The organism is Caldimonas brevitalea, assembly GCF_001017435.1.
Lineage (GTDB): Bacteria > Pseudomonadota > Gammaproteobacteria > Burkholderiales > Burkholderiaceae_C > Caldimonas > Caldimonas brevitalea.
In genome coordinates this window covers 6,385,683-6,410,752 of record NZ_CP011371.1, presented here as the reverse complement: position 1 = coordinate 6,410,752, position 25,070 = coordinate 6,385,683, and the positions used below count along the sequence as shown (strand labels likewise).

At 68.6% G+C, this 25,070-nt stretch carries 22 protein-coding genes; 12 read left to right on the top strand and 10 right to left on the bottom strand.

Going from position 1 to position 25,070, the window contains the following annotated elements:
* Nucleotides 1-130: 130 nt before the first annotated feature.
* Nucleotides 131-733, bottom strand: a complete 603-nt coding sequence (locus tag AAW51_RS27385; RefSeq protein WP_047197149.1) for a short chain dehydrogenase — start codon at nucleotides 731-733, stop codon at nucleotides 131-133.
* Between the two features lie 104 nt (nucleotides 734-837).
* Here AAW51_RS27385 and AAW51_RS27380 point away from each other — a divergent pair, with 104 nt between their 5' ends.
* On the top strand, nucleotides 838-1,734 hold the full coding sequence (locus AAW51_RS27380; protein WP_047197148.1) for a LysR substrate-binding domain-containing protein: 897 nt from the start codon (nucleotides 838-840) through the stop codon (nucleotides 1,732-1,734).
* A gap of 4 nt (nucleotides 1,735-1,738) precedes the next feature.
* On the opposite strand, the gene AAW51_RS27375 is transcribed toward AAW51_RS27380, so the two are convergent.
* The 5 genes from AAW51_RS27375 to creB form a co-directional block, all read right to left on the bottom strand.
* A complete protein-coding gene (locus tag AAW51_RS27375) occupies nucleotides 1,739-2,320 on the bottom strand; it encodes a hypothetical protein (protein WP_053013959.1) in 582 nt (193 codons plus the stop codon).
* A gap of 128 nt (nucleotides 2,321-2,448) precedes the next feature.
* On the bottom strand, nucleotides 2,449-3,873 hold the full coding sequence (gene creD, locus AAW51_RS27370) for a cell envelope integrity protein CreD (protein WP_047198389.1): 1,425 nt from the start codon (nucleotides 3,871-3,873) through the stop codon (nucleotides 2,449-2,451).
* A gap of 479 nt (nucleotides 3,874-4,352) precedes the next feature.
* Nucleotides 4,353-5,945, bottom strand: coding sequence for a zinc-dependent metalloprotease family protein (locus tag AAW51_RS27365; RefSeq protein WP_053013958.1), 1,593 nt, complete (start codon nucleotides 5,943-5,945; stop codon nucleotides 4,353-4,355).
* 235 nt (nucleotides 5,946-6,180) lie between these two features.
* Nucleotides 6,181-7,623: a two-component system sensor histidine kinase CreC gene (gene creC, locus AAW51_RS27360; protein WP_047197147.1), complete on the bottom strand. Its 1,443-nt coding sequence runs from the start codon at nucleotides 7,621-7,623 to the stop codon at nucleotides 6,181-6,183.
* Between the two features lie 76 nt (nucleotides 7,624-7,699).
* Nucleotides 7,700-8,404, bottom strand: coding sequence for a two-component system response regulator CreB (creB, locus tag AAW51_RS27355; RefSeq protein ID WP_047197146.1), 705 nt, complete (start codon nucleotides 8,402-8,404; stop codon nucleotides 7,700-7,702).
* A 370-nt stretch (nucleotides 8,405-8,774) separates the two neighbouring features.
* On the opposite strand from creB, the gene AAW51_RS27350 reads away from it, so the two are divergent.
* The 7 genes from AAW51_RS27350 (at nucleotide 8,775) to AAW51_RS28655 (ending at nucleotide 16,693) form a co-directional block, all read left to right on the top strand.
* Nucleotides 8,775-9,584: a TIGR04325 family methyltransferase gene (locus tag AAW51_RS27350; RefSeq protein ID WP_047197145.1), complete on the top strand. Its 810-nt coding sequence runs from the start codon at nucleotides 8,775-8,777 to the stop codon at nucleotides 9,582-9,584.
* Nucleotides 9,585-9,668: 84 nt separating this feature from the next.
* Nucleotides 9,669-10,991, top strand: coding sequence for a BaiN/RdsA family NAD(P)/FAD-dependent oxidoreductase (locus AAW51_RS27345; protein WP_083438754.1), 1,323 nt, complete (start codon nucleotides 9,669-9,671; stop codon nucleotides 10,989-10,991).
* A 212-nt stretch (nucleotides 10,992-11,203) separates the two neighbouring features.
* A complete protein-coding gene (gene eat, locus AAW51_RS27340; protein WP_047197144.1) occupies nucleotides 11,204-12,616 on the top strand; it encodes an ethanolamine permease in 1,413 nt (470 codons plus the stop codon).
* A 13-nt stretch (nucleotides 12,617-12,629) separates the two neighbouring features.
* Entirely contained in the window at nucleotides 12,630-14,036 is a 1,407-nt protein-coding gene (locus AAW51_RS27335) for an ethanolamine ammonia-lyase subunit EutB (RefSeq protein WP_047197143.1), read from the top strand.
* On the top strand, nucleotides 14,033-14,863 hold the full coding sequence (gene eutC / locus AAW51_RS27330; RefSeq protein ID WP_047197142.1) for an ethanolamine ammonia-lyase subunit EutC: 831 nt from the start codon (nucleotides 14,033-14,035) through the stop codon (nucleotides 14,861-14,863). Before AAW51_RS27335 ends, eutC begins: the two co-directional genes overlap by 4 nt.
* Nucleotides 14,864-15,105: 242 nt before the next feature.
* Nucleotides 15,106-15,660 (top strand): hypothetical protein, encoded by a 555-nt coding sequence (locus AAW51_RS27325; RefSeq protein WP_157360089.1) that lies wholly within the window; start codon nucleotides 15,106-15,108, stop codon nucleotides 15,658-15,660.
* A gap of 82 nt (nucleotides 15,661-15,742) precedes the next feature.
* Nucleotides 15,743-16,693: a hemerythrin domain-containing protein gene (locus AAW51_RS28655; RefSeq protein ID WP_053013956.1), complete on the top strand. Its 951-nt coding sequence runs from the start codon at nucleotides 15,743-15,745 to the stop codon at nucleotides 16,691-16,693.
* Nucleotides 16,694-16,706: 13 nt separating this feature from the next.
* On the opposite strand, the gene AAW51_RS27315 is transcribed toward AAW51_RS28655, so the two are convergent.
* Genes AAW51_RS27315 through AAW51_RS27305 form a run of 3 tightly spaced genes read right to left on the bottom strand, consistent with a single transcriptional unit; the run spans nucleotide 16,707 to nucleotide 19,146 of the window.
* Nucleotides 16,707-17,756, bottom strand: a complete 1,050-nt coding sequence (locus AAW51_RS27315; RefSeq protein ID WP_047197141.1) for an NAD(P)H-dependent flavin oxidoreductase — start codon at nucleotides 17,754-17,756, stop codon at nucleotides 16,707-16,709.
* Nucleotides 17,757-17,760: 4 nt separating this feature from the next.
* A complete protein-coding gene (locus tag AAW51_RS27310; protein ID WP_047197140.1) occupies nucleotides 17,761-18,390 on the bottom strand; it encodes a MarC family protein in 630 nt (209 codons plus the stop codon).
* Between the two features lie 3 nt (nucleotides 18,391-18,393).
* Entirely contained in the window at nucleotides 18,394-19,146 is a 753-nt protein-coding gene (locus tag AAW51_RS27305; protein ID WP_047197139.1) for an SDR family oxidoreductase, read from the bottom strand.
* Between the two features lie 99 nt (nucleotides 19,147-19,245).
* On the opposite strand from AAW51_RS27305, the gene AAW51_RS27300 reads away from it, so the two are divergent.
* The 3 genes from AAW51_RS27300 to AAW51_RS27290 all read left to right on the top strand — a co-directional run bounded on the left by AAW51_RS27300 (nucleotide 19,246) and on the right by AAW51_RS27290 (nucleotide 22,457).
* Nucleotides 19,246-19,704 (top strand): hypothetical protein, encoded by a 459-nt coding sequence (locus AAW51_RS27300; protein WP_047197138.1) that lies wholly within the window; start codon nucleotides 19,246-19,248, stop codon nucleotides 19,702-19,704.
* A 184-nt stretch (nucleotides 19,705-19,888) separates the two neighbouring features.
* The gene (locus AAW51_RS27295) at nucleotides 19,889-20,395 is read left to right on the top strand and encodes a DUF6630 family protein (RefSeq protein ID WP_047197137.1); all 507 of its coding nucleotides are present in this window, start codon (nucleotides 19,889-19,891) and stop codon (nucleotides 20,393-20,395) included.
* A gap of 154 nt (nucleotides 20,396-20,549) precedes the next feature.
* Nucleotides 20,550-22,457: a PhoX family protein gene (locus tag AAW51_RS27290; protein ID WP_047197136.1), complete on the top strand. Its 1,908-nt coding sequence runs from the start codon at nucleotides 20,550-20,552 to the stop codon at nucleotides 22,455-22,457.
* A gap of 49 nt (nucleotides 22,458-22,506) precedes the next feature.
* Here AAW51_RS27290 and AAW51_RS27285 read toward each other — a convergent pair whose 3' ends face one another.
* Nucleotides 22,507-23,436 carry an SMP-30/gluconolactonase/LRE family protein gene (locus tag AAW51_RS27285; protein WP_047197135.1) on the bottom strand — a complete coding sequence of 310 codons (930 nt, stop codon included), beginning with the start codon at nucleotides 23,434-23,436 and terminating at the stop codon, nucleotides 22,507-22,509.
* 626 nt (nucleotides 23,437-24,062) lie between these two features.
* Between AAW51_RS27285 and AAW51_RS27280 the strand changes: the two genes are divergently transcribed.
* The gene (locus AAW51_RS27280) at nucleotides 24,063-24,995 is read left to right on the top strand and encodes a LysR family transcriptional regulator (RefSeq protein WP_047197134.1); all 933 of its coding nucleotides are present in this window, start codon (nucleotides 24,063-24,065) and stop codon (nucleotides 24,993-24,995) included.
* Nucleotides 24,996-25,070: the final 75 nt, after the last annotated feature.

The window sequence follows — 25,070 nt, the reverse complement described above, 5'->3', positions numbered from 1 at the left end:
CCATCGCCAGTAGCGGAAAGCGTGCCGGGCCCCAAGGCCCCGCTGCCGTCAGGTGCGGCAGGACCTGCCACCTCTGGCCCGGCAACTATTGCGGCCCGGGAGCAAAACTTGCCAGCCGGGGCCGCCTGGCTCACCACACGCGGTAGACACGCCCGTTCTGCGCGCCGTCGACCGCACGCTGATACGCCAGCGCGACGCGCGCGGCCGGGACCGGCTCGAAGCCCGGGAAGAACGGTCCGTAGCCGGCCCACGACTCGGTGAGCACGCTGGGGCTGACCGCGTTGATGCGCAGCCCGCGCTGCAGCTCGATGGCGGCGGCCTGCACAAAACCTTCGAGCGCAGCATTGACGGTGGTCGCGTTGGCCCCCTGCGCGATCGGTTCCTGCGCCACGATGCCAGTGGTCAGCGTGATCGAGCCGCCGTCGTTCAGGTGGTGCTGCCCGACCAGCGCCAACCGCACCTGCCCGAGCAGCTTGTCGTGCAGGCCGATGGCGAACTGGTCCGGGGTGGTGTCGGCGAGCGGTCCGAAGTGCAGCTGGCCGGTCGTCGAGACGATCGCGTCGACCCGGCCGACGGCGGCGAACAAGCGGTCGACACTGCCGGCGTCGGTGATGTCGACCTGGTGGTCGCCGCCGCGGCGACCGACCCGGATCACCTGGTGACGCTCGCCGAGTTGCTGCGCGACCGCCGAGCCGACGGTGCCGGTGGCACCGATGAGGAGGATTTTTTTCATCAGGACTCCTGAGAGAGGTGGAAGGAAGCCCGATTGTTTTGCTTCGTCTCGATGCGATAAATGGCGATAAATTTCGCGCATCCGAAACTGTTGGTTTTGAATCGATGGACAAGCTGCGCAGCATGGAGGTTTTCGTCGCGGTCGCCGAGGCGGGCAGCTTCGCCGCGGCGGCGCGGCGGCTCGACCTGTCGGCCGTGATGGTCGGCAAGCATGTCCAGGAACTGGAAACCTATCTGGGCACACGTTTGATCCAGCGCACCACCCGCCGCCAGCACCTGACCGAGGCCGGGCGTGCCTACTGTGAAGACTGCAAGAAGGTGCTGGAACAGGTGCGCTGGGCCGAGGCCTCGATCGAGGGGCTGCGGTCCGAGCCGAGCGGGCTGCTGCGCGTCAGCGCGCCGGTCACGCTGGGGGCGGCGGTGGTGGCCGCGCACGTCGGCGACTACCTGCAGCGCCATCCGCAGGTGCGTGTCGAACTGGTGCTCAGCGACAGCCTGGTCGATCTGGTCGAGGAGGGCTACGACCTGGCGGTGCGCATCGGCGAGCGCGTCGACGCGCACTTGGTGGCCAGGCCGCTGGCGCCTTACCGCGTGGTGGTGTGCGCGGCGCCCGAGTATTTGCGCCGCCATGGCCGGCCGCTGTCACCCGCCGATCTGCCCCGGCACCGTTGCCTCAGCCACCTGGTGTGGACACGCCGCACAAGCTGGCAGCTGATGGGCGGTGAGCCGGGCGGCGACTGGCCGCAGGACGCGGTGTTCGCGTCGAACAATGGCGAGGCGCTGCGCCGCGCGGCCTTGCAAGGCGCCGGGCTGCTGATGCAACCGGAGGTGCTGGTGGCCGACGACCTGGCGGCGGGGCGACTGGTGCCGGTGCTGGACGACTTCCTGCCGGCACCGCGGCCGGTGCACCTCGTCTATCTGCCCGATCGGCAGGCCCTGCCCAAGTTGCGCAGCTTCATCGCGCACCTGCTGGCGTGTATGGCCCCGTCGTCGGTGGCCTGAACGTTCAGGGGCGGGGTGCGTCGGTGCGGCGGTTGCCGACGCGGGCGCGCGCCCGCAGACCCCGGATCAGTTCCTCGACGAAAGGTGCGAACTCGATCAAGGCCGCTGCCACCAGCACGCCGACCACGTAGTGCAGCGGCAGCGGATCGTCCTTCAGCTCCAGCACGAAGCGGGGCGCTTCGTCACCCTGGCCGAACAGGGCCAGGAACTGGCCCCAGTGCATCGCGAACACCATCAGCATCGCCATCAGCGGCAACATCTCGAGGAAGCTGTGCACGTGCTGCTCGATGGGGGGTATCGGGCGCAGCTTCACGGAGTAGCTGACGTCCCACAACGCCGTGGCCTGGTGCAGCAAGAACATCACGATGAACAACGCGATGAGCAGGGCGTTGATCTCGAACATCAGCGCCGCTGCCAGCGGCAGCCCGACCTGCGCAAACATCAGCAAATGGATCAGCGACTCCTTGGGCCCACTGGTGTGCTCGATGCGGGTCGCGCGGTGGCACAGCCAGTCGGCAATGCCGGCGATGAACCAGATCGGGATCACGAAATACATCAGCATCGACAGCAGCGCGTCGCGGGTCACCGAAGCTTCTCCTCCTGTGGGTTGTGCCGCAGACCAGCCCCGGGCCTCGCCGCCGCGAGGCCTGCCGTGCCGCGCGCAAGCCCTTCAGGTCCAAGAGGCAACGCGCATGCCGGCAGGCGCCGGTGTGTTCACCGTCGACCCGTGTCGTCGTCCGCCTGCAGCGTGCCGAGCGTCGACGGCAGGGCATACCAGTCGAGCTTGCGGGTCGCCACCATCACCAGGGCCAGCACCACGAACAGCAGCAGCGAGCCCATCACGAGGGCGGTCTGCTCCATCTGCAGCAGCGTGTAGAGCGCGCCGTACAAGGCGCACGCCCCGACGCCGAAGGCCAGGCCGGCGCCCCAGCTGCCCAACATGTGCCTTGCGTAGTACGTCAGCAGCGTGATGCAGCCGAAGCTGGCGAGGCCATAGGCCAGGCCGAAGGCGAGGTGCTCGGACAGACTCACCAGCAGCAGGAAGAAGATCACCAGCGCGCTGCCCACCAGCAGGTACTGCACCGGGTGCACACGGCGCCGGCGCAACACCTCGACGATGCCCACGGCGACGAAGGTCAGGCCGACGAACAACATGCCGTACTTGGTGGCACGGTCGCTCAGCACATAGGGGTTGACGGGGTCGATAAAGGACACGCCGAAGGTTTCGATGCAGCTGGCCGGCTGAGGTGCCGCCGTCCCGCCCGACACCTCCTGGGATGACAGATCGGCCTCGCCGCGCAGGCTGCACAGGGTCGCACCCCGTGCGAAATCGGCAGCGGCGCTGGTGGCGAGCGACGACACGCGCCAGCTGGCTTCGAAGCCGTCGTGCTTGACCTCGCGCGACGCCGGCAGGAATCGCCCGCCGAACGACGGATGGGGCCAGTTGGACGTCAGGTGCACCTGAGTGGTTTCGGCCACCGGCGCGAGCGCGAGTGAGCCGGTGCCGAGCAGCTCGAGCTGCACCTCGGCCTGCACGGCGTCGCGGTCGTTGCGCAGCGCTTCGGGCAGCACGCTGTGGAAGCCGCGCCGGTGAGCGGGGTGGCCCGTGCCACTCAACACCGCCAGTGCACCTCCCTGGACCTGCACCTGTGCCACGCGGATGCCGCGCGCGTCACCGAGCGACACCATCAGCTTCGGCGCGCTGCACTCCACGTGCGAATCGGTGCGCTTCGCCTTGGGCAGCAGCGCGCCGAGATGCGGCCAGCGTGCCTGCAGCCGGGCCTTGGTGACATAGGTGTTGACCTTGAACAGGCCGCGCTGGCGCGGCTCGATCGCCACGCTGGCCTCGACGTCGAGTTGCGTCGGCACGGCGGTCAGCATGAACTCGCGGCGCTGCAACTGCGGGGCCTTGTCCTGGCCCTCGGCCGGCACCGCCTGCCACTCTTCGGTGCAACTGCTGTGCAGCACCGGACCGACCCAGGCCTGGGCGCCGGCCTGGCTGTTCTCGACGTTCTGCTGAGCCTCCTGTTGGCGCAGGTGGCGCTCATCGACGATGTCTTCGACGCGCCATAGCGCGATCATGAGCGCCAGCGCGATGGCGAGGATGAAGAGTGACTTGGTGACGAACCCGTTTTTCATGTGCAAGGCAGGTGATGAAGATGAAAACGGGCGCAGTCTCAGTGTCGGCCGTGAGGCCTGGATGAAGTGGATGAAGCGGCCGTGAAGTCGGCCGCAGCGTGCCGGCAGGGCGGCCGTGGGCCAAAAAAAAAGCGCCCTCAGGCGCTTTTCAAGCAATCCCCCCCCGGGGATCGGCGAGCCTCTGGTGTGCAGGCTCACCGCTAGGTGACTCTCTGTGGCACGACCGCGCTGCTCTCGCGACCGTGCCCCTCTGGGCCATGTGAAGAACATGAAGCAGCCTGCAGTGTGAAGCGCGGAGGTGAGGTGAGGATGAAGTGTGTGAAGCGAGTGTGAAGTTGGGTGTGAAGTTGGGTGTGATGTCGAGTGGCGGCGCGCGCACCCGCCCGGCTGCCCGTCCGGGTTCGCGTCGCACCGGCTGAGGTTGCAGCGGCCACAAAAAAAGCGCCCGAAGGCGCTGTTGGAAAGTCCCCCCCCGGGGATCAGCGCGATGCGGAGGCAGGGCGCGTCATGGTGCGGACAGGACCGCTGGTGGCTGGTGCCGTAGCCGCGGGCAGCGCCACCGATCTCAAGGTCTGGGCCGACGGTGTGCCGGCGCTCAGCGTGTACTGCCCGATCGAGCCATAGTCGCTGTAGCCTGTGCCCCGCGGGTCGCCCTGGCCGCTGCCGTCCACCACCAGGTAGTAGGTGCCGCTGTAGGGCAGGGTGGCTGACACGGTCGTGGCCAGGCTGCCGGGGGCGTCGTGCCAGGCGATGGGCTGGCCGTTGGCATCGTGTAGCGAGGCCATCACGTCGAGCATGGCGCCGCGTGCGGCTGGTTGCACCGTGAAGCTGAAGGCGCCGGCCGTCGCGACGATGCGAAACACGTCGCGATCGCCCGGGTGTTCGACCACACCGCGGGCGGAGTAGCCCTGCGTGCCGGGCTGCAAGGGGGTGGCGTCGTTCAGCGATGCGCCGTGGTCGTCACGCATCAGCGGCAAGCCGTTGTTCGCCATCACCGCGTAGTCGTCCTCGGTGTTGTTGGCGCCCGCATACTCGCCCCGGCTCCATTGCACCAGCGGTTTGTAGTAGCCGGCACCCATCACTGGCGCCCAGCCGGTGGCGCCCTCGCCATGCCCGAGGTAATAGCCCTGGGTCGCGGTGCCGTCGTGGCTCAGGCCGAGGTTGTGGCCCACCTCGTGCACGGCCGCGTCGGCTACCGACTTCTCGTCGCCGCCACCGAGCGCGTTGTAGAACACCAGCGCCGGCTTGAGGTGGTCGTCGCCGGCGTCGAACACACCGACGTAGGCGATGCCACCACATCCGCAGTTGAGGAAGGTGTCGCGCGTGATGACGGCGGTGGTGCCGTAGCGCTCGTCATTCGCATCGTTGCGGCGCAAGGCATCCTGGCCGGGGTCTTGTGTCGTGACGTCGATCTCGAAGGCGGCGTACGCCTCTGCCACGCGTTGCCACACGTACTGGATGCGCTCCAGCTCCAGCGTGCTGAAGCTGTTCGGGTCGCTGTCGACGCTGAACGGCTCGGCATAGAGGCCGGCGCGGTTCTCGCCCCAGACGCTCTGGCTCAGATCGGCGCCGCGGAAGTTGAGGTAGAGGGTGCGGCGCGCACCGGGCCGGCTGTGCAGCGCGAAGGTCTGGTCGAGCGGCGCGAGGCTGGGGCGGGCGGCGCCGAGCGGGTCGGACCGCAGGCCGGCCGACGTCGGCAGCGGGCTCGGCTCTTCGACGAAAAACAGGCGGCCGCGCCGGTCCAGCCAGGCGGCGCGGTCGGTGGTGAGCAACTCGCGCAGCTGTTCGGGCGTGCGGCCGTACCGGCTGGCGATCTCGTGCAGTCGCGGCCCCAGCTGTTGCACGGCGCGCTGGCCCTGCACCTGGTGCTGGGGCAGCTGCAGCTGGACGAAGGGGCGCAGCGGGCGCGCCTGCGGGGTCGGCGAGGCAGGGGGCTCGGCCGCGGCGCTGGCCTGCGATGCGGGTAGCAGGCCGCCGAGACTCGACACCAGCAGGGCCGCGAGCCAGGCACGGCGTGCATGTGTATCGCGGGGCCCTGACGGGCTGGCGCGAAAGATATCGAACAAGTTCATATTCAACAGGCTCCGGTGTTCAGGCACAAGGAAAGCAGCCTCTTCATGCCGACAGGACGGGTGGCGCCGCCACTGTCCCACGCGGGCTGTACACACGATGTCGTTGTGTAACGCGGCGCTTGAAGGTGTTGCGCCCTGTGTGAAAGGACCTGACTGGGCGGAAGGCGAGAACCCCGCCTTGGGCCGATGAACGTCGAGTTACGTAAGCGCTCGCTCCGTCCGACGGGTGGCGCGCTCAACGGTATGAGCGGAGCGGCAGGCGCATGCGCACCCGCAGGCCGGGGTCGGCCGCCAGCAGTTCCAGCCCGCCGGTGTGCAGCTCGGCCACCTGGCGCACGATCGCCAGGCCCAGCCCGCTGCCCTTCTTGCCGTCGTGTTTGACGGTGGAGTAGAAGCGCTCGCCGAGATGGGGTAGCGCATAGTCGGCGACGCCGGGCCCGTGGTCGCGGATCTCGACCACGGCATGGCCGCCTTCGCGGCGCAGCGACAGGTCGAGCGTCGAGCCCGGCGGTGCGAAGTCGATGGCGTTCTGGACGATGTTGCTCAAGGCCAGGTGCAGCAGTTCGGCATCGCCGTGCACCGTCAGGTCGTCGCTCGACAGCCAGCGAGGGGTCACCCCGTGGCGTGCCAGCTGGGGCGATTCATCGGCCAGCACCCGTTCGACCAGCGTGCGCAGCGACACGCTGGTGGCCTGGTCCAGCGCGCGCCGACCCTCGAGCTTCGACAGCTCCAGCATGCGATCGACCAGCAGGCGCAAACGCTCGCTCTGTTCGGTGATCTGCAGCGCGAACTGGTGGCGGTCGGGCGCCGGCAATTCGTCCTGCAGCAGCTCGGCAGCGCCGTGGATGGCGGCCAGCGGGCTTTTCAACTCGTGCGTCAGCGCCCGCACCACGTGCTCGAGATGTTCGCGGTCTTCGAGCCGTTCGCGCATCGCGTCGACCGCGACCGCCAGGTCGCCCAGCTCGCCGGACAGCTGCGGCACCTTGGGCGCCCGGCCCGCCTGCACATGCTGCGCATAGTGGCGCAGCCGGCGCACCGACCACACCAGCCACCCGGTGACGGCGACGCCGACAGCGAGCGACAGGGCCAGCAGCCACAAACCGCTGACGAGGATCTTGCGTTCGGCGCGTGCGACGAACTTCTGCACGGTGGAGAGCGGCTTGGCCACCGTCAGCACGCCGATGATGCGTCCCTGGTGTTTCACGGGTGCGCCGACGTACATCACCGAGGTCAGGTCGTCGAGATAGACCTCGCGGGTGGCGCGTGCGCCGTACTCGCCTCGCAAGGTGCGCGCAACGTCGTTCCAGAGCGAGTAGTCCCGGCCGAGCGGCATGCCCGGCCGCGAATCGAACAACACGGTGCCGCTCGCGTCGGTCACATAGACCCCGAAGTCGAGCGTCTGCTTGCTCAGGCCCCAGATCTTGGCGTCGATCGGACGGCTGGCGTAGGCGCGCACCCGCTCGGCGAAGCGGCTGGAGGCGAGGGTGGCACCGGGCGGCAGCGCGGCCATCTCGTCGGCCACCTGCTCGGCCAGCAGGTTGGCCGTGTCGACCATGATGTCTTCCATCACCTCGCGCACGCTCGGCTTGACCTCGGCGACGAAGACACGCAGCACGAAAAACGCGGCGATGCCGGCGATCAGGAAAAAACCGAGGAACAGCCGCAAGCCGAGCTTCATCGCTGCTGTCGCTCCGGGTTTGGCGCGCCTTGCGCGTCAGGCGACACCGCGCGGGCAGAAGCCGTCTTGCGGCGCGTCACTTGGGGTCGAGCGAATAGCCGAGCCCGCGGTGGGTCGTGATGACCTCCGCGTCGGGCCGCACTTCGCGCAGCTTGGCGCGCAGCGTCTTGATGTGGGTGTCGACGGTGCGGTCGGTGCTGTCCGCATCGCTGCCCCACACCGCGTCGAGCAAGGCTTCACGCGAGTAGATGCGCCCGGGTGAGCGCAGCAGCAAACGCAGCAGTCCCATCTCGCGGCGCGTCAGCGTCAGCGGCTGGCCGCAGTAGCGGATGCGCGACGCCGCCTCGTCGACCTCGAACAGCCCCAGCGGCGAAGGCGGCGGCGCAGGCGGCTCGGCCGACGTGAGTTTCGAGCGCCGCAACAGGGCCCGCACGCGGGCCACCAGTTCGCGCGGGCTGAACGGCTTGCTGACGTAATCGTCGGCGCCCAGCTCCAGGCCCAGCACGCGGTCGGTCTCGTCGCCGCGCGCGGTCAGCAGCACGATCGGCAGGCCGGAGCCCTGCTGGCGCAACTCGCGGCACAGGTCGAGGCCGCTGCCGTCGGGCAGCCCGACGTCGAGCACCGCCAGGTCGGCCGCCCCGGCCGCAAGCCGCGCGCGGGCATCGCGCACCAACAACACGTGCTCGACCGTATGGCCTTCGCGCTGCAGGGCGTAGGCCACGGTCCGCGCGATGGCGGGGTCGTCTTCGAGCAGCAACAAGCGCGGCGGGGTGTGGGTCATCTGAGCTGGAAAAGAGGGCCGCGTGCAGTGGCCGGCGCAAGGGAGATGCGCGGCGGACCGCGGTGGACCGACGCCCGTGATCGTACCTGCGGTTGGCGGGTGTCTCCTGGCGTGCCGTGTCATCGCACCCCCTGTTCGAGGGCCCGGGAGGCGCGGCCGGACCAACAGAGGTGTGTGCACGCTATCTTGGGAGTGGGCTGTCAGAAAGGACAGGGGCAAGCGCGCCCGGTGTCGGAGATGATCAGCGTCGCTTCCAACCCGACCGACCACGCAAGAGCGGCGCCAGCGGCTCCGCCGGCCGAGCAGGGCGAATGTAGACAACCGAGGCAGACAACCGAGGTAGAGAAACGAGCTTGCAGGGAGACATGCAATGGATCTGAGCCACGCGATGCAGGGTGCGGTGAACTGGCTGGCGGCCGTGCCGGTCGTGAAGCAGGCGGGCCGACGCGCGTCACGCCGCCGCTTCGAGCGCAACCGCGACGCCAACCTTTTTTTCGGTGTGTTCGACAGCTTCGAGGCGGCCGCAGCGAGCGCGCCCCAGAGCCGCCCGGTCGGTTATGACAACAGCGCGTCCGCCGACCTGTACGCGAGCAACATCTTCCCGTCCGACTATCCGGCCATGTTCTGGCTGGCCAAGTCGTTTTCCGAAGGCCTGCGTTCGGTCTTCGACCTGGGCGGCCATGTCGGCATCAAGTACTACGCTTTCCGGCGCACGCTGTCGTATCCCCAGGCCCTCATCTGGACGGTCTGCGACGTGCCCGCGGTGGTGGCGCGCGGGCGCGAGCTGGCGCTGGCGCGCGCGCCCGAAGGCGCGCTGCATTTCACCGACCGCTACGCCGAGGCGAGCGGCTTCGATGTGCTGTATGCGTCGGGCAGCCTGCAATACCTGCCGCTGCCGCTGTCGCAGCTGCTGAGCGATCTGCCGCGTCTGCCGCGCCGGCTGGTGATCAACACCACCCCGATCCACGCCACCCGCAGCTTCTTCACGTTGAACAGCATCGGCACTGCGTTCTGCCCCTATCGGGTGCAGGCCCACGACAGCTTTGTCGACAGCCTGATCGCGCTGGGCTACGAAAAGCGCGGTGAATGGGAGAACACCGGCAAGGCCATGCGCATCCCGTTCGAGCCGGCCTACGACGTGCCGCACTACTCGGGCTTTTGTTTCGATCTGAAGGCGTGAGGTGAGACGTCGGCGATGCGGTGCAGTGCAGTGCTCGCCGTACCAGGGCGCCTATGACACGAGGGCGTGCTGCAGAATCGCGCGATGTCCACGCCACCTCCCGTTCCCGCACCCGCACCGCTTCGGGCCGCCTCCTCGCTGCCCCCGCTTGTGGTGGTCATCGGCGGTGGTCCGGCCGGCCTGATGGCTGCCGAAGTGATCGCGCAAGCCGGCTACCGCGTCGACCTCTACGACACGATGCCTTCGGTCGGCCGCAAGTTCCTGCTGGCCGGCAAGGGCGGGCTGAACCTGACCCATTCCGAGCCGGCCGCGCCCTTCTTGTCGCGCTATGGTGCGCGCGAGGCGCAAGTGCAGGGCTGGCTCGAGGGCTTCGGCCCCGAGGCCTTGCGGGCCTGGGTGCATGGCCTGGGGGTCGACACCTTCGTAGGCAGCTCCGGGCGCGTCTTTCCGGCCGAGATGAAGGCCGCTCCGCTGCTGCGGCGCTGGCTGCAGCGGCTGCGCGAGACCGGCGTGAGCTTCCACATGCGGCACCGCTGGCGGGGCTGGAACGCGCGCGGTGAGTTGCGCTTCGACACGGCCGCCGGCGAGCGGGTGGTGTCGGCCGATGCCGTCGTGCTGGCCCTCGGCGGGGCCAGCTGGCCGAGGCTGGGTTCCGACGCGGCCTGGGTGCCGCTGCTGCGCGAGCGCGGGGTCGAGGTGACACCGCTGCGGCCCTCGAACTGCGGCTTCGATGTGGCTGGACCGGACGGCTCGAGCCTCGGTTGGAGTGCCCACTTTGCCGGCCGCCACGCCGGCGAGCCGCTGAAGTCGGTGGTGCTGCAGCACACGAGCGCCGACGGCGAGGTGTTCCGGCGCCGTGGTGAATTCGTCGTGACGACCACCGGCATCGAAGGCAGCCTGGTCTACGCCGTGTCGGCCCGCTTGCGGGACGACATCGACCATCAGGGCGAGGCCCAGATCGAACTTGACCTGTTGCCGGACTGGACCGCCGCACGGGTGCTGGCCGAGGTCACGCGCGGGCGCGGCTCGCGTTCGCTGTCCAGCCATTTGCAAAGCCGTCTTAACCTGAAGGGCGTGAAGGTCGGCCTGCTGCGTGAAGTGCTCGGGGCCGAGGCCTATGCCGATGCACGACGGGTGGCCGAGGCGATCAAGGCGCTGCCCTTGCGGCTGGTGGCGCCCCGTCCGGTCGAGGAAGCGATCAGCAGTGCGGGCGGCGTCAGCTTCGAGGCGCTCGACGCCACGCTGATGCTGCGCCGCCTCCCGGGCGTTTTTTGTGCCGGCGAGATGCTCGACTGGGAAGCGCCGACCGGGGGCTATCTGCTCACCGCCTGCTTCGCCAGCGGCAGGGTGGCCGGTCGTGGCGCATTGTCATGGCTGGCCACGGGTGCTTCCGCTGGTACCGCTTGAGGGGCAACGAGCGCCACCAGACCGCCGCTGAGCGCCCGATGAGAGGGCATGGCAGCGTGGGCATCGGAACCGTGTCACCACCAGTGCCAGTGGGCAGAAGCAAGAGGGCGCCGTCGTCCTGGAACGCGACTTGCTAAAACGGAAAACGGCATAGCCGGGCGACCGATGCCGGCCTATGGTCGATCCTGTCACGACCTCGAACGGAGCACGGCATGAGTCAACAGCATGTTCGGCAGCCCAGCGCATCGCCCCAACCCGGGGCGCTGAGGCCCACCCTGAACGCCTGGCATCTGTGGGGCCTCGCGGTCGGACTGGTGATCTCAGGCGAGTACTTCGGGTGGAGTTACGGTTGGGCCAGCGCCGGCACGCTCGGCTTCCTGATCACGTCGGCGCTGGTGGCGACGATGTACACCACCTTCATCTTCAGCTTCACCGAGCTCACCACCGCGATCCCGCACGCCGGCGGGCCGTTCGCTTATGCGGCACGCGCCTTCGGGCCCACCGGCGGTTTCGTGGCCGGCTACGCGACGCTGGTCGAATTCGTGTTCGCGCCGCCGGCGATCGCGCTGGCCATCGGCGCCTACCTCCAGGTGCAGTTCCCGGCACTGGACGCCAAGCTGCTGGCAGTGGGGGCTTATGCGGTGTTCATGACGCTCAACATCCTCGGCGTGCGCACGGCGGCCACCTTCGAGCTGTTCGTCACGGTGCTGGCCATCTTCGAGCTGTTGGTGTTCATGGGGGTGGTGGCCCCCGGCTTCTCGGCCGCCCGTTTCGCGGCCCACGGCTGGGCCGGGCAGCATGAGTTTTCGGCCGCGGCCATCCCCGGCATGTTCGCGGCGATCCCGTTCGCGATCTGGTTCTTTCTGGCGATCGAAGGCGTGGCGATGGCGGCAGAGGAAGCGCGCGACCCGCGCCGCACGCTGCCGATCGCCTACATCGCCGGCATCGTCACGCTGCTGCTGCTGGCGCTGGGGGTCATGGTGTTCGCCGGCGGCGTGGGCGACTGGCGGCAGCTGTCCAACATCAACGATCCGCTGCCGCAGGCGATGAAGGCGGTGGTGGGCGCCTCGAGCGGTTGGCTGCACATGCTGGTATGGATCGGATTGTTCGGGCTGGTCGCGTCCTTCCACGGCATCATCCTCGGCTACTCGCGCCAAATCTTCGCGCTGGCCCGCGAAGGTTATCTGCCGGCCGGCCTGGCGACCATCCATCCCCGCTTCGGCACACCGTGGGTGGCGGTGCTGGCCGGTGGCGCGGTCGGCATTGCGGCGATCTTCAGCGACGAGTGGGTGACCCTCGGCGGACAAACGCTGACCGCCAACATCGTCACGATGGCCGTGCTCGGTGCGATCGTGATGTACATCGTCTCGATGGCCAGCCTGTTCGCGTTGCGACGCCGCGAGCCGCAGCTACCGCGGCCGTTCCCGGCACTGGGCTATCCGGTGGTGCCGGCGATCGCGCTCGGGCTCGCCGTCGTCTGCCTGCTCACGATGGTCTATTTCAATCCGCTGGTGTCGGCGTTGTTCGCCGCGCTGATGGCGGTGGCCTACGGCTACTTTCGCCTGACCGCCGTGCAGCGCGCGGCCGTCGCGCTGGCACGACCGGGGCTGGCAGGCCCTGGGTGAGGAGCCAGCTGCGATGGCGGGCTACCACCACACCGTCGGCTTGCAGCGCTGGCAGTTTGCCGACCTGAAGGCGCTGCTGGCCTGCGCCACGCCGCTGCGCTCGGGCGATCAACTGGCCGGCATCGCGGCGCAGAGCGCGGCCGAACGTATGGCGGCACGGCTGGCACTCGCCGACCTGCCCCTGCAGCGCTTTCTCGAAGAAGCGGTCGTGCCCTACGAAGACGACGAAGTGACACGCTTGATCGTCGACACGCACGACCGTCGCGCGTTCGCCCCGATCGCCCACCTGACCGTCGGCGGTTTGCGCGACTGGTTGTTGAGCGATGCGGCCGGCCCCGAGGTGTTGCAGCAGGTGCGCCTGGGCATCACGCCCGAGATGGCGGCGGCGGTGTCCAAGCTGATGCGCAACCAGGACTTGATCACGGTGGCGCGCAAATGCCACGTGGTGAGCCGCTTCCGCAACACGCTGGGCTTGCCCGGCCACATGGCGGTGCGGCTGCAACCCAACCACCCGGTCGACGACCCGCGCGGCATCGCGGCGTCGATGCTCGACGGCCTGCTCTATGGCGCCGGCGATGCGGTGATCGGCATCAACCCGGCGAGCGACAACGTGGCCGCCCTGATGGACCTGATGGAAGTGCTGAACGAGGTGATCCAGCGCTTCCAGGTGCCGACCCAGGCCTGTGTGCTGACCCACGTCACCAACACCGTGCAGGCGATTGAGCGAGGCGCGCCGGTGGACCTGGTGTTCCAGTCGATCGCCGGCACCGAGGCGGCCAACCGCAGCTTCGGCATCGACCTGGCATTGCTGCGCGAGGCACGCGAGGCCGCGCTGTCATTGCGGCGCGGCTCTGTCGGCCACAACGTGATGTATTTCGAGACCGGACAAGGCTCGGCCCTGTCGGCCAATGCCCACCATGGCGTCGACCAGCAGACCTGCGAGGCACGCGCTTATGCCGTCGCGCGCGCCTTTGACCCGTTGCTGATCAACACGGTGGTCGGCTTCATCGGGCCCGAGTACCTGTACGACGGCAAGCAGATCACGCGCGCCGGGCTCGAGGATCATTTCTGCGGCAAGCTGCTGGGCCTGCCGATTGGCTGCGACGTTTGCTATACCAATCACGCCGAGGCCGACCAGGACGACATGGACAACCTGCTGACCTTGCTCGGCGTCGCGGGGGTCTGCTTCGTGATGGGCGTACCCGGCGCCGACGATGTGATGCTCAACTACCAAAGCACCTCGTTTCACGACGCGCTGTACCTGCGCCGCGTACTGGGGCTCAAGCGCGCTCCCGAATTCGAGGCCTGGCTGCAGCGCATGGGCATCACGGACGAAGCGGGGGAGGTGTTGCCGGCGCCGTCGAACAGTCCGCTGCTGTCCAACGGGCCCTTGGGCCTTGCGGCGGGGTCGCTGGCATGAAGAAGTCCACCTCGGCACCGCCCGCCGACACGCCCGCGGTGCAAGCGGACGGCTGGGCCGCGTGGCGCAGCCTGACACCCGCACGCATTGCGCTGGGGCGGGTCGGTGCGAGCCTGCCGACCGACCAACTGCTCGCCTTCGGCTGCGCCCACGCGCAGGCGCGCGATGCCGTGCATCTGCCGCTGGACGTGGCGGCGCTCACCGCCCGACTGCAGGCGTTGGGCTTGCCGGTGCTGACGCTGCACAGCGCCGCGCCCGACCGGGCCACCTATCTGCTGCGGCCCGACCTCGGGCGCCGGCTCGATGCGCCCAGCGTCGCGCTGCTGGAGGCCCAGGCGTCACCCGGCTGCGATCTGCTGCTGGTGGTGGGCGACGGGCTGTCGTCGGCGGCCATCGAGCGCCAGGCAGTGCCACTGATCGAGCGCGTGCTGGCCCGCTGGCCGGCCGACTGGCGCCTGGGCCCGGTGGTGGTCGCGACCCAGGCGCGGGTCGCGCTCGGCGACGAGATCGGCCAGCGGTTGCGCGCCGATCTGGTGGCGGTGCTGATCGGCGAACGCCCCGGCCTCAGCTCGCCCGACAGCCTGGGCGTCTACCTGACCCTGGCGCCGCGCGTCGGTCGCACCGACGCGGAGCGCAATTGTTTGTCGAATGTGCGGCCGGAAGGGCTGAGCCACGACGAGGCCGCCCGCAAACTGCTGTGGCTGGCCCGCGAGGCGCGGCGGCTGGGTGCCACCGGCGTGGCGCTGAAAGACGCGAGCGACCTCCAGCTGCGCGATGAGACGGTGCCCATCGTCGCTGGACGCTCGTTACCGTCGTCGGGCGGCTGACGCTCGCGGTCCGCGCGCGACCGCGGCAGGCGGCGCCGTCTTGCACATTCTCGTGACCGATGTCGCGGTGGTGACAGGCGCGGCACGTGCCGTTATCAAGCACCCGGTCACTTCGTCGATAGCCATGACATGGCGCCGTCGCGCGGGCTCTCGCAGCCCTGCCGAGGTGTTACACGTCGGCAGTGGCGAACGGCAGCACTTCTCGACGTCCTCCGTCTCTGCTGTCGCGCCCGGAGGAGCAGATGGCTCGCTCACACCTCTACACACGTTGCTGCGTTGCGGCGCTCTTGGCGCTCGGCGCCGCCAGTGCCGCACACGCCGCATGCGACGCCACGCCGGCGGGCGAAGGTGCGGTGCCTTGCGAGGCGCGCCGCGCAGAGGCGGACGATGCCCACAAGTGGTGGATCACCAGCGGCTTTCTGTCCTATCACACCCGGCACGCCAGCCGCTATCGGCGCGCCAACAACGGCCTGGGTGTGGAGTGGCATCTGCCGCGCCATTGGCAGCTGAACGCGGGCCGCTACCGCAACTCGCTCGATCACGGCAGCTCCTACTTGCAAGCCGGCTGGACCCCGCTGGGCGTGTCGCTGGGCGAACGCCTGCAGCTGCGCGTCGGCGCCAGCGTCGGCGTCGTCAACGGTTACCCGAAAGTGAAGGACGGCGGTTTTTTCCCCACGCTGGTGCCGGTGGTCTCGCTCGAAGGCAGCCGCCTGGGCGCGAATCTGGTTTACATCCCGAGCGTCGACAAGCGGGTCGACGGCGCATTTGCACTGCAGTTGAAGGTGCGCGTGAACTGAAGCCGGGCGCCCGTGTCGCCGGCGCCACAGGAACGGGGATTGCAGCAGGGGAGGTATCAACGCCACGCCCAAGGAGCCGCACATGCCCCGATCCCCCAACGCGCTGGACGTTCTGCGTCGCGACCACAAGAAAGTCCTCACGCTGTTCCACCGTTTCGAAAAGACCGACGACGAGAGCGAGCAGCGGGAACTGTGCGATGAAATCGTCAACGAGTTGAAGACCCACGCCGAAATCGAGGAAGAGGTGTTCTACCCCTACCTGCGAGAGGCGACCGCACGCGAAGACTTGTTCGAAGAAGCCACGCTCGAACACGAGACCACGAAAGATCTACTGGCGAAGTTGCAGGAAGAACAACCGGGCACGCCGCGCTTCCATGCCATGGTGAAGGTGTTGGGCGAATATGTCGCGCACCACGTGAAGGAAGAAGAAAGCGAGATCTTTCCGCAGGTCGAGAAAACCGGCGTCGACCTTGAAGCGCTGGGGCTCGAACTGGAAGACCGCCGCGCAGGTGGCCCTGGTGTCGACGGGAACGCGATGAGCGCCGAGGCGGGTGAAGAGGTCGAGACCGAAGCCGTGTCGGCCGACGCCGAAGGCGAAGACGACAGCGAGGCGGTCGAAGCGGCGTCCGAAGACACCGGCCTCGACACCACCGAAGAAGACGAGCAGTACATCGCCGAACACGCCGGCGAGCTGTCGCGCAGCACCGAGCGGGCCAAATGGATCCACTCGCTGGAAGACCAGCCCGACCGTGACGGCCAGACGCTGGCCACCCGCAATCCCGAGGTGATCCGTCACTGGGCGCAAGAGCGGCGCGCCCGGCCCGCCACCACCGCCAACGGCGATCCGAAGCGCCCGCGTGTGCTGCGTTTCGATTTCCCCGATTACGACAAAGGCCTGCAGGAGATCTCGTGGGACGCCTGGCTGCGCACCTTCGAGGAGCGCCACCTGGTGTTCGTCTTCCAGGAGCGGATGAAGGCCGGCAACCAGAGCAACTTCTTCATCCTCGACAGCCCCGAGCGCGAGGACGGCTGAAACGGCGACGCGCTCAGGCGTCCGGCTGCCACCCCTGGGCCAAGGCTGCGACCAGCTGCGCCGCCGGCATCGGCCGCGCCAGCGTGACGGCCTGGCCGGCCCACAAGGACATGAACTGGGCTTGCCCGCTGCGGGCGGCGGCTTGCCGCAGCGGCCGGGTCAAGGCGTTCGGGATGGGGAAGGGCGGCAGCGGCGCCGCCGCCATGTCGCGCGTGAAACGGTTGGCGATACCGCGCGCCCAGCGGCCGCTGAAGGCCCGCGTCAGCACTGTGTCGCTCTCGTGCGCCGAGCGCAAGGCGTCCCGGTAGGCCGGGGCGATCGGGCATTCGTCGGCGAGCAGAAAGGCCGTGCCCACCGCCACCGCGCTCGCGCCCAGCACCTGAGCGGCGCGTACACCACGAGCGTCAGCGATGCCACCGGCTGCGATGACCGGGATCTGGACCGCATCGACCACCTGAGGCACCAAAGCGATGGTGCCGACCAGCCCTTCGTCGCGCTCGCCCAAAAAGCTGCCGCGGTGCGCGCCGGCCTCGGCGCCTTGCGCCACCACCGCGTCGGCACCGCTGGCCTGCAGTTGCACCGCTTCGCGCACCTGCGTGGCGGTGCCCACCACCACCGCACCCTGGGCCTGCAAGGCGCGGGTGCGTTCGAGGCCGAGGTCACCGAAGGTGTAGCTGAACAGCGGCACCCGGGCCGCCATCACGGCGTCGAATTGCGCGTCGAAGGATTCCTCGAAGCGTTCGGGCACCTGGGCCGGGGGCAGCCCGAGCTCGGCATGGAAGCGCGCCAGGCGTTGTGCATAACCTTGGGTCAAGGCCTCCTCGGGTTGCCAGCGTTGCGGGCAGAACAGGTTGACCCCGAAGGGTTGTGAAGTCAGCGAACGGATTTGCGCGATCACCTCGGTGATGCGCGTCGGCGCCATGTAGGCCGCGCCGAGGATGCCCAAACCGCCAGCCTCGCTGACGGCCGCCACCAGTTCGGCGCAGGCGGCTTCGCCACCCATCGGCGCGAGCATCACCGGATGGCGGATGCCGAGGCGGTCGATCAAGGGGTTCTTCATCATCACGTCATCCTCCCAATGCAGGAAACAGTTTGCCGAGCCCGTCGGCCATGATCTCGACCGCCAGTGCCGCGAGGATCAAGCCCATCAAGCGGGTCATCACGTTGATGCCGGTCTGCCCCAGCAGCTTGGCGATGCGGCTGGAGGCCGACAACGCAAGAAAGGCCGCCGCGCCGATCACGACGCCGTAGCCCACCAACACCCCCAGCTCCCACCAGTGCTGCGTCTTTTGCGCGTAAATGACCATCGTCGAAATGGTGGCAGGACCGGTGAGCAGCGGAATGGTCAGGGGCACGACGGCGATGCTGGCGCCAGCGTCGGCCTTGGTCGCGCCCTCGTTGACATCGTCCTCGCTGGTCTCGGCAGGGTGTGCCTGCAGCATCTGCATCGCGCTGATCAGCAGCAGCAGGCCGCCGCCGACCTGGAACGACGCGATCGAGATGCCGAAGAACTCGATCACCCGCAGGCCGGCCACCGCACTCACCGCCACCACCACGAAGGCACTGAACGACGCGACGCGGATCGTGTGGCGCCGCTGTACGGCGTTGAAGCCGCGCGTGAAGTGGATGAAAAACGGCACCACCCCGATCGGGTTGACGATGGCCAGCAAGGCGATCAACGGCTTGAGCAAGTCCATGCTTCACCGCCCGCCGCCGACATCGAGGAAGGCACCGGTGGTGTAGCTGGCCGCGTCCGACAGCAGCCACACGACGGCCTCGGCGATCTCTTCCGGGCGGCCGGGCCGCTGCAGCGGGATCTGGGAGGCCAGCAGCCGCGCACGGTCCGGTTCACCGCCGGAGCCGTGGATGTCGGTGTCGGTGATGCCGGGACGCACGGCATTGACGCGGATGCCTTCGGCGGCCACCTCCTTGGCCAGTCCCATCGTGAAAGTGTCGATCGCCCCTTTGCTCGCGGCGTAGTCGACGTATTGCCCGGCACTGCCGGCACGCGCCGCGACCGACGAGATATTGACGATGGCCCCGCCGTCGCCGCCATGGCGGCGGCTCATGCGCTTGACCGCTTCGCGCGCGCACAGGAACGAGCCGAACACGTTGATCGCGAACATCCGCTGCACCCGCTCGAGGCTCATCTCGTCGACGCGGGCCTTCACGTCGACGATGCCGGCGTTGTTGACCAGCCCGGTCAGCCGGCCCCACTGACGGTCGATGCTGTCGAACATCCTCATCACGTCGCTTTCGACCGACACGTCGGCTTGCAGCAACAGCGACGACCCGCCGGCTTGTTGCACTTGTCGCGCAACGTCCTCGGCGGCCGCCTCGTCACGGGCGTAATTGACGACGACACGGTGGCCGCGGCGGGCACACAACACGGCGCAGGCGGCTCCGATGCCGCGGCTGGCACCGGTGATGAGGGTGATGGGGCAGGTGCTCATGGGGACATTGTGCGGCAGCGGGCGGGCGCCGGGGAGCGGGGTCTGCCGGGTACATCGGTTGCTCGAAAGGCTGTGCAGTGATCAGTACAAGGAGTGCGCATGGAGACCCTCAAGACCACCGCGCGGCACATCGCGGTCAGCAGCGAAAACGCCGACGAGCGCATCCGTCGCAACACCGAGGCGCAGATTGCCTATGCCGCGCAGCGCGGCCCGGAGTACATCGAGTACCGGCTGCGCGAGCTGGACCGTGAGTGGGATCTGGAGCGTTGCCTCGAGACGGGCGCAGCGTCGTTCAGCCTGGTCGGCATGGCCCTCGGCCTGACGGTCAACCGCAAGTGGTTGCTGGTGCCGGCTGCCGTTGCCGGTTTCTTGTTGCAACACACCCTGCAGGGCTGGTGCCCGCCGTTGCCGGTGCTGCGCCGTCTGGGCATCCGCAGCGCCGACGAAATCAACCGGGAGCGTTATGCGCTGAAGGTGCTGCGGGGGGACTTCGCCGAGGTCGCGTCGACCGATGTGACGCATAGCGTCGAGGAGGTGATACACGCGACGCGGCATTGAGCTCACGCGCCCGCTGCGCCCACTGCGACTGGCCTCGGCACAACGTTGGCCCGTGCGGCCGCGCGCCATAGTGCCCACCCGACCTGAGTGCTGCCTGAAAGGCGAGACCGTCTGAGGGGCGGTTCACATGGCGTGCACGCGCCGCTATTCTGCGACCTCATCGGGCACCAGGGAGGAGCCAGCTATGAGCTACGAGGAGCCGCAAGACCAGCGCGCCGCCGTCAAGCGTCTGTTGGAGTTGATCAATGTCGCCAGTGCGGAAGTGGCCGAGGAGCAGTTCGCCACTTTCTCGGAAGAAATGGGCGCCGACGACGAAGAAGTCCTCGACCCCGCAGACTTGCTGTGGACCCTGAAGGACGTCATCGATTGGGAGTCGGGCTATTACGTCGACTGGAAAGACACCCAGTCTTTCATTGCCTGCCTCGACCGTCTCACCCAGGCCGCCGGGCTGGAGATCGACTGGGGCATCGACGACACCGAAGATGAAGACTTTCTCGACAGCACCAGCGTCGAAGACTTGATGCAGTTGGCCCACGAGCAGTTGCAGCAGGCCGGCTTCACGCTGTGGAACTGGAACACCGAGGGCGATGCCTACGGCGGCTGGATCACCCGGCGCGAGGACGACGCCGAGATGCTGAACCTGGCGTCGACCCTCGGCATCGAGGTGCGTCCGGCGGACGAGCCGTTCTGAAGGCCGGCGGGCCACACCCGCCGCTGGTCGTTTTGCGTCGTGGGCGGTGAAGCGCTGCGTGCGCGCCGCTTCACCGCGTCACACTTCCCCTGCGGCCCGGGGCAGGGCCTCGGCACAATCGCTCGTCGTTCCCACGAGAGATTGCACACCGACCATGGCCAAAGACCACGACACGCTGGAAGATTCGAACCGGTCCGGCAACCCCGACATCCACAGCCTCTCCGATCCACGGCGCCGCCGTTTTGTCTGGGGCGGCCTGTCCGCAGCGGTCACCGGCGTGCTCGCGCCGCTGCTGCCCGGATGTGCGACCCCCGCGGGTGACAGCACGGGCCCGTTGCTCGGTTTCGAGTCGGTGTCGATGAGCGTGGGCGATCGGGTCACGGTGCCGCGCGGTTATGTCGCCAGCGTGCTGGCACCTTGGGGTGAGCCGGTGGGGGTGCCAGGCAACATGCCGGCCTTCAAGCCCGATGCGAGCAACACGGCCGATGAGCAGGCGGTGCAGATGGGCATGCATCACGACGGCCTGCACTTCTACCCGCTCGGGGGCGACCCGCACCGCGGCTTGCTCGTGATGAACCATGAATACACCGATGACGGGCTGCTGCATCCCGACGGCATGGCCACGTGGTCGGCCGAGAAAGTGCGCAAGGCACAGGCGGCGCACGGCTTTTCGGTGATCGAGATCGCGCGGCAGACCGACGGCAGCTGGCAGGTGGTGCGCCCGTCGCGCTACGCCCGCCGCGTCACGGCCTACACGCCGATGCTGGTGGGCGGGCCGGCCGCAGGCCATGCCTTGCTGCGCACCGCCGCCGACCCGGGCGGCCGGCGGGTGCTCGGCACGATGAACAACTGCGCCAGCGGCAAGACACCCTGGGGCACCTACCTGGCCGGCGAGGAGAACTTCTTCGGCTACTTCCATGGGCCGGCCCAACCCGACGCCCATGCCAAACGATGGGGCTTGCGGCCCAACGGCTGGGGCTATCGCTGGCATGAGCACGACGAACGTTTCGATGCCACGCGCCACCCGAACGAGCCCAACCGGTTCGGCTGGATCGTCGAGTTCGACCCGAGCGACCCCGAGTCGACACCGGTCAAGCGCACGGCCATCGGGCGCGGCACGCATGAAGGCGCGACGGTCGCGGTGACACGCGACGGCCGGGCGGTGGTCTATTCGGGCGAGGACGCGCGCTTCGAATACCTCTACAAATTCGTCTCGCGCGATGCCATCCGCCCCGGCGGTGCCAAGGCCAACCGTGAGCTGCTCGACCACGGCACGCTGTATGTCGCGCGCTTCGACGCCGACGGCCGCGGCCGCTGGCTGCCGCTGGTGCAGGGCCAGGGCCCGCTGACGGCCGCGCAGGGTTTTGCCGACCAGGGTGAAGTGCTGGTGAAGGCGCGGCAAGCCAGCGACGCGCTAGGCGCCACCAAGATGGACCGGCCCGAGTGGCTGGCCGTCGACCCGCAGCGCCGCGAGGTCTATTGCACGCTGACCAACAACACCAGCCGCGGCACCGAGGGCCAGCCGGCGACCGACGCGGCCAACCCGCGCGCCAACAACACGATGGGGCAGATCATCCGCTGGCAGGAAGACGGTGACTTCGACGGCATCACCTTCGCCTGGAATCACTTCGTGCTGGCGGGTGACCCGGCCAACACGCGTGCCGAGGCGCAGGGCAACGTGAAGGGCGACGCCTTCGGCAGCCCCGACGGCCTGTGGATCGACCCGCGCGGCGTGCTGTGGATCGACACCGATGCGTCGAGCACGCAGATGGGCAAGGGCGATTACGCGCGCCTGCCGCAGAACGCGATGCTGGCCGCCGACGTGCGCACCGGCGAGATCCGCCGCTTTCTCGTCGCGCCGCCCGGCAGCGAGGTGACCGGCGCCACCATGTCGCCCGACCTGCGCACGCTGTTCGTCAACATCCAGCATCCCGGCGAGACACCCTCCGAGCGCAGTGACCCGGCCGATCCCGGTCGTTATTCGCGCTGGCCCGACGGTGGCCGGCCTCGTTCGGCGACCGTGGTGGTGCGTCGGCTCGACGGCGGTGTGATCGGCACCTGAGTCGCGCGAGCTGACGCGGCACGGTCCGCTCTCGAGGGCCGGAGGTCGCTCAACCGGCGTAAGGGGTGGGCGGCAAGCCGGTCGTGTCGGTCTCGATCGCGAACAAGGCCCCGGCCAGGGGTTCGGCCTGCAACTGTTCTGCGGACAAGCCGAAGCGCCCGGTGGTGATGAACAGGGTCTGCAGCGTCGGCCCGCCGAAGGCGACATTGCTCACCTGGCTGGCCGGCAGCGCGAGCCGGAACAACTCGCGTGCGTCGTCGGGTGCGTGGCAGGTCACACAGGCGGCACCCCAGCGCGCGACCCACACCCGTCCCAATACATCGGTGGTCAGACCGTCGGGCAACCCGTCACCGGCGGCGAGCGACAACCAGACCCGCTGCCTCGACAACTCGCCGCGCTCCAGGTCGAAGTCGAACGCCCACACCTCGCCACCGCTGGTGTGGCTCAAGTACAGCGTGGTGCCGTCGGGCGACCAGCAGGGACCGTTGGCCACCGCAAAGAGGCGGTCGAGATGGCGGGTGCAGCGGCCGTCGCCGTCGTAGCGGTACAAGGCGCCGGTGGCGGCGTGCGCCGCGGCGTCCATGGTGCTGGCCCAGTACCGGCCGAGGGGGTCGCACTTTGCGTCGTTGAAGCGGTTGCCCAGGCGCTCGGGTTCCGGCTCGTGCAGCCGCCGCAGTCGGCCATATCCGTCATGAGCCTCAGGTTCGAAGTAGGCAAAGCCGCTGCGCAGCGAGACCAGCAGCCCGGGCCCGTCGCGGCGCTCGGCGACCGCGGTAATGGGCTCGTCGAAGTACCAGCGCTCGCGATGACCGTTGGCCGGCGTGTAGCGATACAGGCGCTGTCGCACGATGTCGACCCAGTACAAGGCCTGCTGACGTGGCGACCAGCTGAGGCCTTCGCCGAGCCCGGCGCGCGCCGGCCACACGGCAAGCAGGTCGCTCAGGATGCAGGGAGGCGAAGCGGATGACGCCACGGACATGACACGACAAAGGCGAAACGAAGAGTCGCGAGCCTGACCCGTCGGCGGGGCGTGGCAGTCGGCCGATGCGCGATCGCTGCGGCTCAGGGCACATCACACGGAAGTCGGTTCTGGCACTGCCGGGCCCGAAGGCGAACGGCAGCGTGAGAGACCGGTTGCGCGTGACACGCCGTACTACTCAAACTGGCCAACACTCGGCAACGACGGCGGCGCCTCACAGCACGGGTCGCTCGCAGACTCTTCGTCGCACTGCTTAAACAGCAAGAGGCATGCCGTCTGCGAGGGGGGCTGGCTGGAGGGGCGCGGTGTCGCTGAAAGTCGCCGAAATCGACCGCCGGAGCGCCTCCCAGCTGGCTCGAGCGGGGTGCGGGGCAGTGCGCACACAAGACGGGCGGGATGTCACCAGGGAATTTTTTCCGTATCTGTCTGTACGCCTTGCGCCCCCCAAGGCACAACGGCGCTCGGAATTGCATGGGCGCCATGCGGCTCGATGGCAAACAAGGCCCTTCCTCGGGACCTGGCCTGTGGTGCACGCGCAGCTCCTGCCCCGGCTTGGAAAACGCTTCTGCGGTGGGTACATTGTTCAACTCATTGAACAACGAGGCCGACCGTCGTCGCCTGCCCAGATGGACCGCGTGGCTCCCGTGCTCGCCGACCTGCATCTGCTCGGCGTGCTCGCCGAAACCCGCAGCTTCACCCAGGCGGCGCGGCGCCTCGGTGTGTCGAAGGCGTCGGTCAGCATGCGCATCAGCGAGCTGGAGCGGGCTGCGGGTGTGCCGCTGGTGCGCCGCACGACCCGTTCGGTGGGGTTGACCGAGGCCGGCCAGCAGTTGGTGGATGACACCCGGGCATCGTTTGCGCACATCCAGCACAGCTTTGCCAGCGTGCGTGACCTGGCCGGCATGCCCCGCGGCCTGGTGCGTGTGACCGCGCCGGTGGCCCTCGGGCGGCAGGCGCTGGCCCCCCACCTGCCGGCCTTTTTGCACCGCTACCCCGAGATCCGTCTCGAACTCGATCTGTCCGACCGTTTCGTCAATCTGGCACAGGAGGGTTTCGACCTGGCCGTACGCCACAGCCAGGCGGCACCGGACACCCACGTGGCCTGGCCATTGTGCGACACACGTTCGGTGCTGGTCGCGCACCGCGACTATCTCGAGCGTGCCGGAACGCCTGCCCACCCTGCCGACTTGTCGCGCCATCGGTGCCTGCTTTACCTGCGGGATGCCGGCGCCAGCAGTTGGTCGTTCGAAGGGCCGACGGGCCGCCGCCGCACCGAGCGTGTGACGGTGCAGGTGAACGGGCCGCTGAAGGCGAACAACAGCGAAGTGCTGCGCCAGGCCGTGCTCGGCGGCCTGGGCATTGCGCTACTGCCCGACTTCAGCGCTGCGCATGGCTTGCGCGACGGCAGCCTGACGGCCTTGCTGCCGGACTGGCGTCCGGTCGGATTTTTCGGCGAGCGCTTGTTTGCGATCCGGCCGTGGAGCCCGCAGGTGCCACGTGCAGTGCAATGCCTGGTGAGCCATCTGCGAGAGGTGTTGGGCGGCGGATTCCCGCTGTGACGGCAGGCCCAAAAAAAGAGCCCACCCGGGAACCCGGGTGGGCTGCAGAAGTCCTCAAAAGGACGTCGTTGGGAG